Raw genomic sequence first — 16,227 nt, 5'->3', positions numbered from 1 at the left:
GAGGTCAGGTTCCTGCCTGCGGTGCACCGCTTTCCGACTGCGCCGCGACGGGTGCGGCGGACGCCGGGACTTCCGGCGAATCCCCGTTCGAGGGCGCGGAATCGTCCGCGGTCGAGGTCGTGCGGCTGAGCTGTTCGCGCACCTGCTGATCGGTGCTGAGCCATCGGTAGAACGACAGCATCACCGTGCCCAGCACGAAGATCAGCGGGAACGCGGTGATGACCGACAGCGTCTGCAACGTGTCCAGCCCGCCCGCGTACATCAGCACGATCGAGACCACCGCCAGCACCACAGCCCAGAAAACCCGGTGCCAGCGCGCCGGATCCGCGTCCCTGGGCAGTTCCTTTGAGGCGACCGTGGCCATCGTGTAAGCCGCGGAGTCCAGCGTCGTGGCCAGGAAGACCACCAGCAGCAGCACGAACACCCCGAGCACGAGGTCGCCGAGCGGCAACTGCCGGAGGGTGGCCATGATCCCGGCGGTGTCGCCCTGTTGCGCGACCAGGTCGGCGACCGGCACCAGGTTCTTGATCTGATAGTACAGCCCGGTGTTGCCCAGCAGCGCGAACGCGAGCCAGCAGCCCGCGCTGCCTGCCAGGCACATGGCACCGATCATCCCGCGGACGGTGCGGCCCTTGGAGATCTTCGCGGTGAACAGCCCGACGAACGGGGCGTAGGAGATCCACCAGCCCCAGTAGAAGATCGTCCACTGCTCCTCGAACCCGGACCCGCCGACCGGGTCGGTGTAGAAGCTCATCCGCAGCACGTTCTGCACCATCAGCCCGATGCTGTTGGTGAACGTGTCGATCAGGAACACGGTCGGTCCGGCGATCAGGATGAACGCGCCGAGCGCGCCCGCGAGCCACACGTTGAAGTCGGCCAGCCGCTTGAGCCCCTTGCGCAGCCCGAGGAAAACGCTCGCCCCGAACATGGCGGTCCACAGCGCGATCACCCCGACGTCGAGCAGCGGCCCCGGCCGCAGCGGCGTGATCGAGCTGATCGCGTCGGAGACGATCGGGACTTCGAGCCCGAGCGAGGTTCCGGCCGCGCCGACCAGCCCGAAGATGAACAGCACGTCGATGAGCCCGCCGAGCCAGCCGTCGGCCCGGTCGCCGATCACCCCGCGGCACGCGTCGGACAACCGCAACGTGCGCTGCTTGCGCACGTGGTAGGCGTAAGCGAGGGCCAGCGCCGGGAGGCAGAACAGCGCCCACGCGGTGATGCCCCAGTGGAACATCGGGTAAGCGGCCGACCACTCGGCGGCTTCGGTGCTGCGCGGGGCCATGCCCATCGGCGGCTCGTTGTAGTAGTACGCCCACTCGATCACGCCCCAGTACATGATCCCGCCGCCGATGCCCGCGGTGAAGATCATCGAGATCCAGCTCAGCGTGGAGAACTCCGGCCTGTCGCCGGGGTCGCCGAAGGTGACCCGGCCGTAGCGGCCGGCCGCCAGCCAGATCAGCATCGCGGCGACCGCCGCGGCAAACCACAGGTACAACCAACCGAACTGCCCGGTGAGCAGGCCCAGCACCCCGTCCAGGGCCGCTTTGCCGCGTTCCGGGGCGACCGCGACCGGAACCACGATCGCCGCGGTCAGCAGCAGGGAGAACCCGAAAACCCGTTTATCCAGCCGCACTTTCGTGTTCGGCACGTCGATGACGGAAGCACCTCCACCCTTCGCCGGTCCGCGCCCCGGACGGTCGTCCGGCGCGCACGCACCATGATCAACCGTTGCGATCCGGTTGATACGTCAGTCATTCGGACGAGTGGACACCTTCGCCGAAGTGTGCAACGCGGTCAAGTAACGGTGCGGAAAAGTTCGAACATCGCGTCCGGGTGGGCGCGATCGAGCGGTCGGTGGATCGCAACGGACGACCAGCTATTGCGATTATCGCAATGCTTCGCTAGCTTGAAGGCTGATCCGGAACCGAAGCGACCGCGAGTGGCGCGCGATGCGGAGCGAGCATGACCGAACACCGACAACGGGTGGTGACCCCGTACGAAGGCACGGGACACCGCCCGTGGGACGACGATGCGGAGATCCCCGCTCCGCTGCGGCTGCACGAGACCCCGGTCAGCCCGCGGTGGGTCGACTACAACGGCCACATGAGCGAGTCCTGCTACCTGCTCGTGTTCGGTGATCACTCGGATGCCTTCTTCCGCTACATCGGCATCGACGAGCAGTACCGGGAGCAGGGCCGCTCGCTGTACACGGTGCAATCCCACCTGCACAACCTGCGAGAGGTCGCCGAGGGCGAGCCGCTGGCGCTGTCGGTGCAGCTGCTCGACCACGACGCCAAGCGCGTGCACCTGTTCCACGAGATGCGCCACGGCGGCGACGGCGCCCTGCTGGCGACCGCGGAGCAGCTGCTGGTGCATGTGGACGCGACGCTCGGGCGATCCCGGGCCATGCCGGAGTTCCTGCAGCAGCACCTCGCCGCGGTGCACCGCGCGCACCAGGCGCTCGCCGTTCCCGAACTCGCCGGAAGGCCGATCGGGATTCCCCGGAAGAACCCGCAATCCCCGGACTGATCCGGCATCCCCTGGACGATTAAGGAGTAGCCGTGGACTTCGGCCTCACCGACGAGCAACGAATGATCGTGGACACGGTGCGTTCGTTCACCGCCGCGGAGTTGGAGCCCTACGAGGAGCAGGTGGAGCGCCTGGACCGAGTGCCGGACGGGGTGGCCGAGCGGATCCGCGACCGAGCCTTGCAGGCCGGTCTGTACGCCGCGAACATGCCGGAGGAGCTGGGCGGCGCAGGCTTGGACGCGGTGAGCATGACGCTGGTCGAGCGCGAGCTCGGCAAGACCAGCTACGCGTTGCAGTCGCTGGTCGCCCGCCCGAGCAACATCTTGGAGGCTTGCGAAGGCGAGCAGCGCGAGCGCTACCTGCTGCCCGCGATCCGTGGGCAGCGCCACGACTGCCTGGCGATGACCGAGCCCGGCGCCGGTTCCGACGTGCGGTCCATGTCCACCAAGGCGGTGCGCGACGGGGACGACTACGTCATCGACGGCACCAAGCACTTCATCAGCCACGCCGACGCCGCGGATTTCGTGATCCTGTTCGCCGCAACCGGAGTCGAGCGTCCCGGCCGCAACCTGATCACCGCTTTCCTGGTAGATCTGGACGCGCCTGGAGTCGAAGTGCGGCGCGGGTCTTCGTGCGTGTCGCACCGCGGGTACCACCAGTGCGAACTGTCCTTCGTGGACTGCCGGGTACCGGTGGCGCAGCGGCTCGGCGCCGAGGGGCGTGGCTTCGAGCTGATGAACGAGTGGCTCGGCGCCAGCAGGCTGAGCGTCGCGGCGACGAGCGTCGGACGCGGCAGGCGGGTGCTGGAGCTGGCCACCGAGTGGGCGGCGCAGCGCAACCAGTTCGGCGAGCCGATCGGACGCAAGCAGGGGGTGGGCTTCCAGCTCGCCGACATGGCGACCGAGCTGGACGCGGCCGAGCTGTTGACGCTGCGCGCCGCGGCGAACCTCGACAACGGCGGGATGAGCGACCGCGATGCCGCGATGGCGAAGCTGTACGCGAGCGAGGCGCTGGCCCGGATCACCGATCGGGCGGTGCAGATCTTCGGCGGCATGGGGCTGATGGACGAGCTGCCCATCGAGCGCTTCTGGCGGGACGCCCGGGTGGAGCGGATCTGGGACGGCACCAGCGAGATCCAGCGGCACATCATTTCGCGTTCCATGCTGCGCCCGCTGGGGTCGTGATGGGGCGGCGGGACCTGCGGCGGCTGCTGGCGCCGCGGCACCTTGCGGTCTTCGGTGGGCAAGCGGCCGCCGAGTGCGTCCGGCAGTGCCGCCGGGTCGGTTACACCGGGCGGATCTGGCCGGTGCACCCGACGAGAACCAGCATCGAAGGCATACCGTCCTACCCGGACATCGCAGCGTTGCCCGCGGCGCCGGATGCGGCTTTCCTCGCCGTGCGGCCGGAAATCACGGTGTCGCTGCTCGGTGAACTCGCCGAGCTGGGAGCGGGTGGTGCCGTGTGCCATGCCGCCGGGTTCGGGGAACACGACGCGGACGGTGCCCGGCTGCAGCGCGAATTCGTCGCCGCAGCAGGGGAAATGCCGGTAATCGGACCGAACTGCATCGGCGTGCTGAACTACTTGGACGGCGTGGCGATGTGGCCGGACCAGCACGGTGGAGCCCAGGTGCAGGACGGCGTCGCGCTGATCACCCAGAGCGGCAACATCGCGCAGAACATCTCCATGCACCGGCGCTCGCTGCCGATCGCGCAACTGATCACCGTGGGCAACAGCGCGGTGATCGGTGTGGCCGAGCTGATCGAGTCCGCATTGGACGATCCGCGGATCACCGCGATAGGGCTGCACCTGGAGGACATCTCGGACGCTGCCGGGCTCTCCCGGGCCGCGTGCGCGGCCGCGCGGCGCGGAATTCCGATCGTGGTGCTCAAAACAGGCGGTTCCGAGCTCGGTGCGGCCGCGGCGCTGAGCCACACCGGTTCGCTGGCCGGGCCGGACGTGCTCTGCGACGCCTTCTTCGAGCGCTACGGGATGGCACGCGTGCGCGATCCGGGCGAACTCGTGGAAACCCTGAAATTCCTGCACGTGCACGGCACGTTGCCGGGTGTGCGGATCGCTTCGGCGAGCTGTTCCGGCGGCGAGGCCGCGTTGGCGGCGGACCTGGCCGAGTCGGGCGGTGCGGAAATGCCGCCGCTGCCGGAGGAATCGGCGCAGCGGCTGCGCGAAGTGCTCGGTTCCCGGGTGTCGGTGCGCAACCCGCTCGACTACAACGCCTACATCTGGGGCCGGTCCGAGGAGCAGACCGAGTGCTTCACCGCATTCCTCGGCGGCGGATACGACGCGCACCTGCTGTTGCTGGACATTCCGCGGCAGGACCGGTGCGAACCGGAGCAGTGGGAGACCACTGTGGACGCTCTGATCGCGGCGCACCGCGCGGTTCCCGCCGTCACCTGCGTGGTCAGCTCATTACCGGAAGGGATTCCGGAGCCATTGGGCCAGCGGTTGCTCACCGAGGGCATCGCACCGATGCAGGGCCTGCGCGCCGCTGTCACGGCGATCACCGCGGCCGGGGCACTGCGGAAGGCGCACGAGTCGACAGGTGATGTCGCGCCATTGCAGCCCGGTAATCCTCCGCCGGACGAACCGCAGCGACAGCTGGACGAGCGTTCGGGCAAGCGAGCGCTCGCGGAGCACGGCCTCTCCATCCCGGCGGGCCGGGTCGTCGACTCCTCGGAAGCAGCCGGGGATGCCGCCGCGGAACTCGGATTTCCGGTGGTCGCGAAGGCGCTTTCGCCGACCCTGGCGCACAAGAGCGAAGCCGGCGGCGTCCGGCTCGGGTTGCGCGAGCGCGAGCAGGTCGTCGGGGCGGTGCGCGAAATGGCGCAGCTGTCCGGGACGTTCCTGATCGAGCGCGTGGTGCCGGATGCGGTGGCGGAACTGATCGTCGGAGTGCACCAGGACCGCTGGTTCGGCCAGGTGCTGACCATCGGCACCGGTGGCGTGCTGGTGGAGGTGCTGCGCGACTCGGTCACGCTGCTGACGCCGGTGACCGAGCAGCGCATCGAGACCGCGCTGCGGTCGCTGCGGGTGTGGCCGCTGCTGGCGGGATTCCGGGGCGCACCGGCGGCCGACGTGCCCGCGGTCGTCTCGGCCGTCGCCGCGATCGCCCGGTTCGCCGCTGAGCAGGCCGACCGGCTGCTGGAAATGGACGTCAACCCCCTGCTGGTGCTGCCCGCAGGCCGTGGCGCGGTGGCGGCGGACGCGCTGGTCAGGCTGGGCGGAACCGCGACGGAAGGTGCGCGATGAGCGGAAAGACCGACGAACCGCCGGTCCGGGTGGCCGTGACCGGCCCCGTGCTGGTGGTGACCTTGGACCGGCCCAAGGCCAACGCGATCGACGTGACCACCAGCCGCGAGCTGCACGCCGCGTTCGACCGGCTTCGGCGCGACGACGAGCTGCGCGCCGCGGTGATCACTGGCGGCGGGGACCGGTTCTTCTCGGCCGGCTGGGACCTGAAGGCCGCCGCGGGCGGGGAAGCGGTGGACGCGGATCACGGGCCGGGCGGATTCGCCGGGCTCACCGAGTTCTTCGACGTCGGCAAACCGGTGATCGCGGCGGTGAACGGCCTCGCGGTGGGCGGCGGTTTCGAACTGGCGCTGGCGGCCGACCTGATCGTCGCCGCGGAGCACGCGGAATTCGCGCTGCCGGAGACGGGCTTGGGAATCGTGCCGGATTCCGGCGGGGTGTTGCGGCTGCCCCGGCGGCTGCCGCGGCCGGTGGCCATGGACATGTTGCTGACCGGGCGGCGGATGGGCGCCCGGGAAGCCGAGCACTGGGGCCTGGTGAACCGCGCGGTCCCGGCTTCCGAGCTGCTCGACGAGGCGCGCGCGTGGGGCGAGCGGGTCGCGGCGTCGGCTCCGCTGGCGGTGGCCGCCGTTGCGGAGATCACCGCGGCCACCGAGGACTGCGGGGTCGAGGCCGGTTTCGCCCGGATGCGCGGACTGCCGGGCTACCAGCGGATGCTGTCCTCGCAGGACGCAGCGGAGGGCCTGCGGGCGTTCGCCGAGAAGCGGCGACCGCGCTGGTCCGGCAGCTGACCGGTTCCCGCCGAGCGACCGGGCGTGCCGGGCACCGCTCTCCCGCGCCCGGCCGCCCGGGCCGGATCAGTTGATCTGCCGGTCCGCGTCGCGCCAGAACGGTTCGCGCAGCTTGAACTTCTGCACCTTGCCGGTCGCCGTGCGCGGCAGCTCGCCGAGGAAGTCGACCCGCTTCGGGCACTTGTACCCGGCGAGGTGCTTTCGGCAGTGCGCGATGAGCTCCTCGGCCGTGGCCGCGTCCGCCGTGTCCGCTGCGTCCGCGGAGCGCACCACCAGCGCGGTGACCAGCTCGCCCCACTTCTCGTCCGGGATCCCGATCACCGCCGCTTCGCGGACGCCCGGATGCGAGTTCAGCGCGTCCTCGACCTCGATGGACGACACGTTCTCGCCACCGGAGATGATCACGTCCTTCTTCCGGTCGGAAATGGTGAGGTAGCCCTCGGTGAACGTCCCGCCGTCGCCGGTGTGGAACCAGCCCCCGGCCTGCACCCTGGCGGTTTCCTCCGGGTTCTCCCAGTAGCCGTCGAGGTTCGTGTTCGATTGGGTCAGCACCTCGCCTTCGGAGTCGATGCCGACCCGCACGCCCAGCGCCGGAGTCCCTGCGCGGCCGAGCCGCGCGGCCTGCTCGTTCGGCGTCAGCTCGGCCCACTCGCTGCGCATCCGATTGACCGTCAGCAGGGGAGAGGTCTCGGTGAGCCCGTAGATCTGGATGAACTCCCAGCCCAGCTCGGCGCGGATCCGCTCGATGGTGCGCGTCGGCGGCGGCGCACCGGCGACCACGATCCGCACCCTGTCGCGCCCGGGCACCTCGCCGTCCCAGCTCTGCGCGGCGTCGAGCGCCGCGGAAACGACGGCGGGAGCCGCGCACATGATCGTCACGCCGTGCTGCTCGATGCGGCGCAGGATCTCGTGCCCGTCGACCTTGCGCAGCACCACGTGCTGCCCGCCGAGACCGGTGACGGCGTAGGGCATCCCCCAGCCGTTGGCGTGGAACATCGGCAGCGTGTGCAGCAGCACGTCGTTGTCGTCCAATGTGGTGTGCAGGCCGAAAACGGTGGCGTTGAGCCAAAGGTTGCGGTGGGTCAGCTGCACGCCCTTGGGTCGTGCGGTGGTGCCGGATGTGTAGTTCAGCGTCGCGGTCGCGTTCTCGTCGCCCGCCCACGGAAGCGGCCGGCGATCACCGCCGAACACGTGCTCGTCGTCCTCACCGAGCACGAACACGTGCTTCGCGGTGACCTCCTCGAGCAGCGGCCTGAGCTCGGGATCGACCAGCAGCACTTCCGCTCCGGAGTGCTCCACGATGTACTGCACCTCGGCGGCGGCCAGCCGGAAGTTCACCGGCACCAGCACCCGGCCCCAGCCGGAGACCCCGAAGAACGACGTCAGCAGCCGGGCGGAGTTGTGCGAGACGATCGCGACACGGCCACCGGCGGGGACCTCCAGCGCGTCCAGGTTCGCCGCCTGCGCCCTGGCCCGGCGGGCGAGTTCGCGGTAGGTCAGCGATCCCCACGAGTGCGCGGGCTGGTCGGGTTCGTCGACCACCGCGACCCGGTCCGGGTACACCGTCTCCGCGCGGTCCAGGAAATCGCGGATGCCGAGGTCGTAGAACATGTTGGCCCCTTCGTCAGCACGGGCTGCTCTGCCCGACGCGCGCATCGTGCTCCGGGACCGGTTCCGGTACCACCCCACAACGGGGGTGGGCGTCACAGCAGGCCGGCCGACCGCGCCCGGTTCACGGCCTGGATGCGGTTGGTGACGCCGAGCTTGCGCATCGCGTGCTTGAGGTAGGACTTGACCGTGTTGGGCAGCAGTTCCAGGTGCGCCGCGGCTTCGTCGTTGGTGTGGCCGTCGGCGACGCAGCGCAGCACGTCGACCTCGCGCGGTGTCAGCTCGACGCCGGGCTCGGCGTGCTGCCCGCGCCATCGATCGCACAGTTCCAGCAGGCGGTTGCGGGAATCCTCGTCGCTGGTCCGGCCCGCGATGTCGAGCAGTTCGGCGTGCAGGTCGTCGGAGTCGCCGGGCACCTGCCGCGCAGCCGTGCCCCGTCCCGAGCCCGCGACCTGCTGCGGAGCCGCGACGCGGCGGCGGACCTCTTCCTCCACCTCGATGTCCCGCTCCAGCCGCGCGGCCACCCCGGCGGCGGCCCGCAGCGTGCGGTCACCGAGCAAGGTCTGCTCCCGGGTCGCCGCGTAGAGCACCGCGCGTGTGGCGGCATCGACGCGGACCGGGATGGCGAGCATCGCCCGCAGCTGCTCGGGCTCGACGGCGCGGTCGTACTTGTGCGTGATCCCGCGCGCGTGCAGGTAGTCGACGACGGTCGACGGGCGCTCCAGCGCGACGGCTTTGCCACCCAGCCCCGCACCCGTGTCCACGCGCAGGTGCTGCAAGGAGCGGGTCCGGGTGCCGCCGAGCTGGTCGATCAGCAACGCGCGGTCACCGCCCACGGGCCCGCCGAACACGACGGGCAGGCCGGTGGCGGTCGTGAGCTGCCGCAACGCGCCGGTGACCAGCGGACTGTTCGCGAGCGCGAGCTTGCACCGCTGGGTCATGGGCAGCACCTCCCGGAACATGCGAGCACCGGCCGCGGACCACGGCTGGGAGGTGAGATCTTGCACCAAGCGAGGGTTCGCACGCGACCCCGCGCAGCATCCTGCTGCTCCGTGCGCGGGCCGGTGTTGCCCCGCTCAGCCGTGCCGTGCACACGGCGGATGCCTTCGTCGAGGTCATGAAATCCAGCACGTGTTCGTCGCTGCTAGCGACTGCATGACGCACATCCTGGTTCTTCCAATATTGCGCACCGCCACCTCCGTTCGTCGGCCGTCAGGAAAGCTGAAATAGGCGGACTGTCGGTCCTGCCGGCTAGCCGCTGCCAGATCTGCTGATGCCAGGAGTCGAAATTCGCAGGTTCCCAAGATCGAGCGATCGGAGCTGAGATACGCGACAAGGCGCGCGCGTTCTGCTCATGCACGCGGTATGGAAGCCTGTGCGCGCAGGAAGACACTTAGCTCGGTCCGCCACCCACGGTAGCTCCAGCCGTCCGCGGGAGGGTGGTACTCCAGCTCCAACTTCCGTAGCAGCTTCGAGTCGGTGCTCAGCGCTATCTCTTTCGAGAAGTGTCCGGACCTGTTCCTCCGGCGTGCGCCACCGACTCGGGCGGGTGCCCGGCGCAAAAGTCCTGAACCGCGTCCCATGGACCGTCGTATTCATCTATAAAGTACTGGTTCAGATATGCACCGAACACCTGGCCCAACTCTTCGGCTGAAAAACGTCGGATCACGTGATCACGCCGCTCGTAGTTGTGCGAGCGACAAGTTCAGGTCAGCTCGAAACCTGTTCTATGGGATGGGGTCGGCAATTTCGATCTATGAAAGTACTTGCTCGATCGTGTCGCGAAGAGGTCCCATGTCCTCGTCTGTGGCGTGGTATGCCTCGTAGATGGCGTCTTCGGCACCTTCTGCCGGATCGTCAGCGAAGGCAGCGACCAGCGCGGTTGCGGCGCGAGCCTTGGCGAATGCGCGGGCATAGTCGTCGTCGGAACCAGTGCCGTCCTCGACCCGGTCTTGTGCGTCGAAGGCCGCGTTGTCGAGGTCTTCCACAGCTGCATTCGCCCTGGTGAGATCGGGCACCTCAGCCACGTCAGCCCGCAAAATGGCCAAGATCGAGGCCAACCGCTCGTCATCGAGGCCGACGTGCTCGGCCGCAGCGAGCGCCACGTTGCGTGCGACCGCCCGCTGCGCCTCCGGCCCAGCTGCGCTGATCCGGTCTGCGAGGGTGGCGTCTACGAGGCTAAGGCGATTGACCACGAGGCGGCGCTCCCTTGAGTGGGCTTGCTGGCGAAGCGCCAGCGTCACGAATGACCGGTTCGCATTGGTGGCAAATGGGGCGACCAGCACCTACTGAGCCGGGCGTGATGCCTTCTCGCTCCATATGGGACACGATTCGTTGTTCCGCGTGCATGTTACCGCGCACGCTCGCGACTTCGTCGGACTCCCCGAGGGATTCCGCGACCGGTTTGCGCAGATAGCCGTTGCGCTCGCTGGAGCCGACCACGTTGCGAACATTGCCGTCGGCGTCCCGGCCGACGCCGAACCCGATCGTGACACGACCCCGGGTGTTCTCCGGCAAGCTGTTCTGCAACTCCTGCGCCCGGCCATCCACCTCACGCAGCGGCACCCCGGTCACCGCATCGGCCTCATCGAGGTTCTTCGCGGTTGCTTCGGCGGCTTCGTCAGTGCCTTCGGTGACGGCTTTGACGCCTTTTCCGGCGAACTTGCTGCCGGTGGCGGCCCAGCCGCCGATGGGGATCATGGCGGCGGCTGAGAGGCCGGCGTTGAGGTGGTCGCCTTCGGCGGCGTACCAGGCGGCGTTGGCGCCGTCTGCGAGTTCGCCGATGCCGGGGATGAGGCCGCCGAGGTCGAGGGCGGTGTGGCCGAGGTCGGCGAGGGGGTTGCTGGTGTCTTCGGCGCGTCCCCAGGGCAGGCCGTGGTCGCTGCCTGCGGCGGCTGAAAGTTGGTCGGTCGAGTAGCCGTACTCACCAGCGGTCTGGTGGCCGTCGGTGTTGGTGGGGCTGTAGTGCTGGCCGCCGTAGAGCCCGGTGATTGCATTCGCGCAGCGGCGTTGGGCGGCCATCCAGTCGGCGATGGCTTGGTTGACCGCGGCCATCAACTGGTTGTCGCGGTCGGTGAGGTTAGAGTCGTCGGTCCAGTCCTTGTCCGGCACTATGCCGGTCTTGGCCGACGCGGCCATCTCCGAGGTCGACGGTTTCTGGTTCTCGTAGGCGTGGATGTCGGCGACCAGCTGCTCGGCCTGCGCCCTCAAGTCCCGGAGGCGTTGTTGGATCGGGCGGACTTCGTCGGCGTAGCGCTGCAACGCCCCGGCCACGGCCTCGACGTCGCGGCCGATGTTGCCGGCGGTCTCGGTGACCGGCCGGGTGGCCTGCAACAGCTGCTCGGATTCCGGGGCCAGGTAGGCGGGTGCCAAGCCTTGCCAGGTGGCATGCACATCCGCGCCGGTGTCGGCGAAACCCGTCCCGGCCATGCGCAAACCGGCCGCGTGGGCGGCGAGGGTGTCCATGTCGCCGGGGATCTGTGGAATCGCGCCGGGGTTGATCACCGCCGTCCTCCCGGCATGTGTGCCCGTGGATCGGGAGCCGAGGCGACGCCGCGTTGGGCGTTGAGGACCATGTCGTGATCACCCTGCAGATAGGCGCCGACCGCGGTCGAGGCGCCGCCGATGGCGGACTGGATGCGGGAGAACACGAACTGCATGTCCGGGCCACGGGCTTCGGCGAACCCGGCCAGGGCTTGTCCGATGATTCCGGAGGAGGCTTGCCCGGCCGCGCCCTCGATCTCCGAGCGCATCGCGGTCACATGCGAGTCGAACTCCCCGGCCACGTTCGCCGTGCGCGCCAGCACACCCCGGACCTGCTCCGGGTGAATGTCCCACTCCACGCCTGCAAACCCCCTACGACCAACCAACCCCGCAGCGAGACACAGTCAGCCGATGCCCTGCACCGACGACCGCTCCCGCGAGATCGCGGTGGTCGATCTCCACGGCGAGATCCGCCAACGACACACCTCGCGAACACCATAACGATCAGGCAGTGCGCCGTGGGCCGGTTGCGCCAACATCGCGTGCCGCATCGCCACCCGGGTTCGTCGGGCGCGGATCGGCCTGAGCGAGCGTGCCGCCGGCCCGGCAGGAAGCGGCGACCGGCCCGTTCACTCCGTATCCGACCAGCGGCGTCGGCGCGCTGTTTGCGGGACGGTTCCGGCCGGGTAGGCCGAGCCGAGTCAGCAGGGTTCCGCGGAGTGAGGGGTGTAGTCGTGCACGCACCGTTGGCGTTGCCGGTGGGAGGTTCCGCCGACTTCAGCGAGGGCAGCGTCCACTTCATCGGGAACGCCACCACGCTGATCCGCTACGGCGGGTTCACGATCCTCACCGACCCGGCCTTCCTGCACCAAGGCGATCACGTGCACCTCGGCCACGGCATGTACGCCCGGCGCGAAGTCGAACCGTCCTGCCAGATCGCCGATCTTCCGGAGCTGGACTTCATCGTGCTCTCGCACCACCACGGCGATCATTTCGACGATGTGGCCGCTGCCGAACTGGACCCGGGCACGCCCATCATCAGCACCGGACACGCGGTCGGCCTGCTTTCCGAGCAGGGCTTCACCGCGGGCCACGCGCTGGACACCTGGCAATCCCAGCTGGTGACGAAGGGGGATGCGCAAGTGCGCGTCACCGCGATGCCCGCCAAGCACGATCCGGATGCGGTGGCCGGGATGCTGCCGCCCACGATGGGCAGCGTGCTGGACTTCGGGCGCGGCGACGCGGCGGATTTCCGGCTCTACATCAGCGGGGACACGTTGCTGCACGATCGGCTGCACGACATCCCGCAGCGGTTTCCCGGGATCGACCTGGCGCTGGTGCACGCGGGCGGGACCACACTGCTGGGCATCGTGGTCACCATGACCGGCGAACAAGCCGTCCGGGCCGTGGAGATCGTAGAACCCCGGGTCGCCGTGCCCATCCATTACAACGACTTCTCCGTGTTCCAGTCCGGACTGGACGACATCAAGGCAGCCGCGGCGGAATCCGCGACAGCGGCGGAATTCCGCTACCTCAGCCACGGCGAGACCTACCGCTTCCGCCCGATCGCTCCGTGATCGAGGCTGCGCGTGATCAGCCGAGGGTGCTGGCCAGGACGACGTGCACCACGGTTCCGGCGAGGATGCTCAGCAGCGGATTGCGGCGCCACAGGTGCAGGCCGATGGTGACCGCCAGCGCCACCAGCGGGATCAGCGAAGACGGCTCGGACGGCGCGAGGTCGGGCAGCGAGTAGACGAGCAGGATCAGCATGACCCCGGCGGGCATCCTGGTGCTCAGGAAGTGCACGACCGGGCTGGCACGCAGCTGGGACAGCGCCGCGAACGGCAGCGCGCGCAGACCCCAGGTGACCGCGGCGGAAACGGCCACGGCGGCGAGCAGATAACCGGTGTCAGGCATGGCGGGTCCTGGCGAGGTAGCGGGCCACGAGCCCGGCGGTGAACAGGGTGAACGCGACCGGCAGCAGCTGGCCGGGCGTGACCAGCCGGGCCACGAGTGCACTGAGCAGGGCCAGCAGCGGAGTCGGCAGGTCGCCCCGGCTGGAGCGCACGCCGTCGATCGCGAGCACGGCGAACAGCGCGGTCATCGCGAAGTCCATCCCGGTGACGCCGTCGGGGATGAACGAGCCGAGCAGTGCGCCCGCGGTCGCTGCGCCCACCCAATACAGGTGCGTGAACCCCTGCAGCCACAGGATGTGCGCACCGGTCCAGTCGCGGGCGTGTTCGGTCGTGGTCAGCGCATACGCCTCGTCGGTCAGCGCGAAGGTGCTGTAGGTCTTGCCGAGGCGGCCCCGGACCCGGTGCAGCGGGAACGACAACGCGTAGAACACGTGCCGGAGGTTGACCAGCAACGCGGTCAGCGCGATCGACGACAGCGGCGCCGCGGCCGTGACCAGGCCGACGAGCAGGAACTCGAACGATCCGGCGTAGATGAGCGCGGCGCACGCGGTGGCCCACCACCACGCCAGCCCCGAATGGCTCAGCAGCACGCCGAACGCGAGCCCGATCGGCACGAGCCCGAGCCCGACCGAGCCGGAATCCTTGAGCGCGGCCAAGGCTTCCGGTGTTCTCGACGGGCGGTCGGGGTCCCTGATGACGACCGGAGTGCTCATGCGGGGAATTTTAGGAGAAAACCCGCGTCATATGGTTTCCTGATATGCCGCTACACTCGCCCTGTGAGCAATGCTATCGACCTGGACCCGACCGACCGTGAAATTTTGTTCCACCTGCGTCAGGACGGTCGGCTGACCAACGTCGAACTGGCCAAGCGGGTGGGGCTGACCCCGCCGCCGTGCCTGCGCCGGGTCAAGCGGCTGGAAGAATCCGGGGTGATCAGCGGGTACCGGGCGGTCATCGACCCGGACGCCCTCGGTCGCGGATTGGAAGTGCTGATCGAGGTCGAGGTCTACGCCACCGACCTGAAGACCATCGAGGCTTTCGAGGACACCGTGTCCGGCTACGAAGAGGTCATCGAATTCCGCAAGTTGTTCGGCCGCCCCGACTACTTCCTCCGCGTCGCGGTGGCCGATCACGCCGCCTACGAGGCGTTCCAGACCGGCAAGCTCAGCGGTCTGTCCGGCGTCCTGCGGATCACGTCGCACCTGACCATGAAGAAGATCAAAGACGGCTGAGCGCCTGTGGTTGAGCTCGTTCAGCGCAGACAACCGGCGGCAGAGCCGAATTCGGGCAAGCGCTGAGAACGCGCACCGCTCGACCGCAGTCCGATGTGGACCCCGCCGCTACGGCGAGTGTTCTCGCGGCGCGATGTCCACGTGGCAGCGGGCACCGCGCCGCGGGCGGATCAGGGCTGCACGAGGACCTTCAGCGCCTCCCGGTCGGCCATCGCCCGGTAGCCCGCGGGGACGTCGTCGAGACCGACGGTCCGGTCGAACACCTTGCCGGGCTGGACCCTGCCGATGAGCACGTCGGGCAGCAGGTCCTCCACGTAGGCGCGGGCCGGCGCGACACCGCCGGTGAGCGTGATGTTGCGGAAGAACGTGCCCGCGCCCATCGGCACCTGCTCGTACTGCGGCGCACCGACCCGGCTGACCGCACCGCCGTCCCGGACCACCTCGAGCGCGGTCTCCAGCGCCGGTTCCAAGCCCACGCATTCCAGCACGGTGTGCGTGCCGTCGCCGCCGGTCAGGTCGCGCACCCGCGCGGCGCCCTCCGCGCCCCGCTCCGCGACGACGTCGGTGGCGCCGAACTCGCGGCCGAGGTCGGTGCGGTCGGTGTGCCTGCCCATCAGCACGATCCGCTCGGCGCCGAGCCGCTTGGCCGCCAGCACCGCGCAGAGCCCGACCGCGCCGTCGCCGATCACGGTCACCGACGTGCGCGGCCCGACTCCCGCGGTCACGGCGCTGTGGTGGCCGGTGGGGAACACATCGGACAGCGTCAGCAGCGAGGGCAGCAGCTCCGAATCCTCACCGACCGGCAGCTTCACCAACGTGCCTTGAGCTTGCGGGACGCGCACGGCCTCGCCCTGGCAACCGTCCACATCGCCCACGCCCCACATTCCGCCGTGGCGGCAGGAGGTTTGCAGGCCCTCGGCGCAGAAGTCGCAGGTGTTGTCCGCCCACACGAACGGCGATACGACCACGTCTCCGGCCTTGAGCCCGGTGACGTCCGAGCCGGTCTCTTCGACGACGCCGAGGAATTCGTGCCCGATGCGCTCGCCCTGCTGCGAAGGTCCCATCGACCCGTACGGCCACAGGTCGCTGCCGCAGATGCAGGAGCGCAGCACCCGCACGACGGCGTCGGTGGGCTCGTGCAGCTTCGGATCCGGCACGTGTTCCACTCGCACGTCACCGGCACCGTGAATCACAGTCGCTCGCATTGCAGCTCTTCCAATCCAACGAGAGTCCTTCCGCGCGGCATACCCGCTGCGCGGTCCGGTCATTACCGGCCCGGCGCGGTGTCCCGGCAGGCTCGATCCCTGCGGAGCGCGGCCGCCGGTCCCGGCGCGCGGCACCGGCAATGCAACAGGTGCGGGCGGGGATGTGGGAGGGCCTGTCGAGCCGGGTAACGCCGGAAC

The 16,227-nt window shown here is 69.3% G+C and carries 15 protein-coding genes; 6 read left to right on the top strand and 9 right to left on the bottom strand.

The window, feature by feature from the left end:
- Positions 1 to 4: 4 nt before the first annotated feature.
- Positions 5 to 1,648 (bottom strand): BCCT family transporter, encoded by a 1,644-nt coding sequence (locus INP57_RS13190; RefSeq protein WP_200070488.1) that lies wholly within the window; start codon positions 1,646 to 1,648, stop codon positions 5 to 7.
- 314 nt (positions 1,649 to 1,962) lie between these two features.
- Between INP57_RS13190 and INP57_RS13185 the strand changes: the two genes are divergently transcribed.
- From INP57_RS13185 to INP57_RS13170, 4 genes are read left to right on the top strand one after another with little or no spacing between them, the layout of a single operon-like run.
- Entirely contained in the window at positions 1,963 to 2,529 is a 567-nt protein-coding gene (locus INP57_RS13185) for a thioesterase family protein (RefSeq protein WP_200070487.1), read from the top strand.
- 32 nt (positions 2,530 to 2,561) lie between these two features.
- Positions 2,562 to 3,713, top strand: coding sequence for an acyl-CoA dehydrogenase family protein (locus tag INP57_RS13180; protein WP_200070486.1), 1,152 nt, complete (start codon positions 2,562 to 2,564; stop codon positions 3,711 to 3,713).
- The gene (locus tag INP57_RS13175; RefSeq protein ID WP_200070485.1) at positions 3,713 to 5,794 is read left to right on the top strand and encodes an acetate--CoA ligase family protein; all 2,082 of its coding nucleotides are present in this window, start codon (positions 3,713 to 3,715) and stop codon (positions 5,792 to 5,794) included. Before INP57_RS13180 ends, INP57_RS13175 begins: the two co-directional genes overlap by 1 nt.
- A complete protein-coding gene (locus tag INP57_RS13170; protein ID WP_200070484.1) occupies positions 5,791 to 6,585 on the top strand; it encodes an enoyl-CoA hydratase-related protein in 795 nt (264 codons plus the stop codon). Before INP57_RS13175 ends, INP57_RS13170 begins: the two co-directional genes overlap by 4 nt.
- Before the next feature lie 66 nt (positions 6,586 to 6,651).
- Here INP57_RS13170 and INP57_RS13165 read toward each other — a convergent pair whose 3' ends face one another.
- The 5 genes from INP57_RS13165 to INP57_RS13145 all read right to left on the bottom strand — a co-directional run bounded on the left by INP57_RS13165 (position 6,652) and on the right by INP57_RS13145 (position 12,035).
- Positions 6,652 to 8,196: an AMP-binding protein gene (locus tag INP57_RS13165; RefSeq protein WP_200070483.1), complete on the bottom strand. Its 1,545-nt coding sequence runs from the start codon at positions 8,194 to 8,196 to the stop codon at positions 6,652 to 6,654.
- A gap of 92 nt (positions 8,197 to 8,288) precedes the next feature.
- A complete protein-coding gene (locus INP57_RS13160) occupies positions 8,289 to 9,134 on the bottom strand; it encodes a helix-turn-helix transcriptional regulator (RefSeq protein ID WP_200070482.1) in 846 nt (281 codons plus the stop codon).
- Positions 9,135 to 9,947: 813 nt separating this feature from the next.
- Entirely contained in the window at positions 9,948 to 10,388 is a 441-nt protein-coding gene (locus tag INP57_RS13155) for a hypothetical protein (RefSeq protein ID WP_200070481.1), read from the bottom strand.
- Complete coding sequence (locus tag INP57_RS13150; RefSeq protein WP_200070480.1) at positions 10,372 to 11,697, bottom strand: hypothetical protein; 1,326 nt, start codon at positions 11,695 to 11,697, stop codon at positions 10,372 to 10,374. Before INP57_RS13150 ends, INP57_RS13155 begins: the two co-directional genes overlap by 17 nt.
- Positions 11,694 to 12,035 carry a DUF6507 family protein gene (locus INP57_RS13145; RefSeq protein WP_200070479.1) on the bottom strand — a complete coding sequence of 114 codons (342 nt, stop codon included), beginning with the start codon at positions 12,033 to 12,035 and terminating at the stop codon, positions 11,694 to 11,696. Before INP57_RS13145 ends, INP57_RS13150 begins: the two co-directional genes overlap by 4 nt.
- A gap of 375 nt (positions 12,036 to 12,410) precedes the next feature.
- Here INP57_RS13145 and INP57_RS13140 point away from each other — a divergent pair, with 375 nt between their 5' ends.
- The gene (locus INP57_RS13140) at positions 12,411 to 13,253 is read left to right on the top strand and encodes an MBL fold metallo-hydrolase (protein WP_200070478.1); all 843 of its coding nucleotides are present in this window, start codon (positions 12,411 to 12,413) and stop codon (positions 13,251 to 13,253) included.
- Between the two features lie 16 nt (positions 13,254 to 13,269).
- Here the strand turns inward: INP57_RS13140 and INP57_RS13135 are convergent, their stop codons facing one another.
- Positions 13,270 to 13,593, bottom strand: a complete 324-nt coding sequence (locus tag INP57_RS13135) for a branched-chain amino acid transporter permease (protein WP_200070477.1) — start codon at positions 13,591 to 13,593, stop codon at positions 13,270 to 13,272.
- Complete coding sequence (locus INP57_RS13130; RefSeq protein ID WP_200070476.1) at positions 13,586 to 14,305, bottom strand: AzlC family ABC transporter permease; 720 nt, start codon at positions 14,303 to 14,305, stop codon at positions 13,586 to 13,588. Before INP57_RS13130 ends, INP57_RS13135 begins: the two co-directional genes overlap by 8 nt.
- A gap of 63 nt (positions 14,306 to 14,368) precedes the next feature.
- Between INP57_RS13130 and INP57_RS13125 the strand changes: the two genes are divergently transcribed.
- Complete coding sequence (locus INP57_RS13125; RefSeq protein WP_200070475.1) at positions 14,369 to 14,824, top strand: Lrp/AsnC family transcriptional regulator; 456 nt, start codon at positions 14,369 to 14,371, stop codon at positions 14,822 to 14,824.
- 170 nt (positions 14,825 to 14,994) lie between these two features.
- On the opposite strand, the gene INP57_RS13120 is transcribed toward INP57_RS13125, so the two are convergent.
- Positions 14,995 to 16,029, bottom strand: coding sequence for a zinc-binding dehydrogenase (locus INP57_RS13120; protein WP_200070474.1), 1,035 nt, complete (start codon positions 16,027 to 16,029; stop codon positions 14,995 to 14,997).
- Between the last annotated feature and the right edge of the window lie 198 nt (positions 16,030 to 16,227).

Source organism: Saccharopolyspora galaxeae (assembly GCF_016526145.1).
GTDB classification, from domain to species: Bacteria; Actinomycetota; Actinomycetes; order Mycobacteriales; family Pseudonocardiaceae; genus Saccharopolyspora_C; species Saccharopolyspora_C galaxeae.
Note: the sequence above shows the minus strand (reverse complement) of the source record. Positions and strands in the feature narration are given on the sequence as shown.

What these genes read in the sequence shown, in the direction of transcription:
- INP57_RS13170 (WP_200070484.1), top strand. Translation starts at nt 5,791, where the DNA reads ATGAGCGGAAAGACCGACGAACCGCCGGTCCGGGTGGCCGTGACCGGC.
- INP57_RS13120 (WP_200070474.1), bottom strand. Translation starts at nt 16,029, where the DNA reads ATGCGAGCGACTGTGATTCACGGTGCCGGTGACGTGCGAGTGGAACAC.
- INP57_RS13165 (WP_200070483.1), bottom strand. Translation starts at nt 8,196, where the DNA reads ATGTTCTACGACCTCGGCATCCGCGATTTCCTGGACCGCGCGGAGACG.
- INP57_RS13130 (WP_200070476.1), bottom strand. Translation starts at nt 14,305, where the DNA reads ATGAGCACTCCGGTCGTCATCAGGGACCCCGACCGCCCGTCGAGAACA.
- INP57_RS13175 (WP_200070485.1), top strand. Translation starts at nt 3,713, where the DNA reads ATGGGGCGGCGGGACCTGCGGCGGCTGCTGGCGCCGCGGCACCTTGCG.
- INP57_RS13160 (WP_200070482.1), bottom strand. Translation starts at nt 9,134, where the DNA reads ATGACCCAGCGGTGCAAGCTCGCGCTCGCGAACAGTCCGCTGGTCACC.
- INP57_RS13185 (WP_200070487.1), top strand. Translation starts at nt 1,963, where the DNA reads ATGACCGAACACCGACAACGGGTGGTGACCCCGTACGAAGGCACGGGA.
- INP57_RS13135 (WP_200070477.1), bottom strand. Translation starts at nt 13,593, where the DNA reads ATGCCTGACACCGGTTATCTGCTCGCCGCCGTGGCCGTTTCCGCCGCG.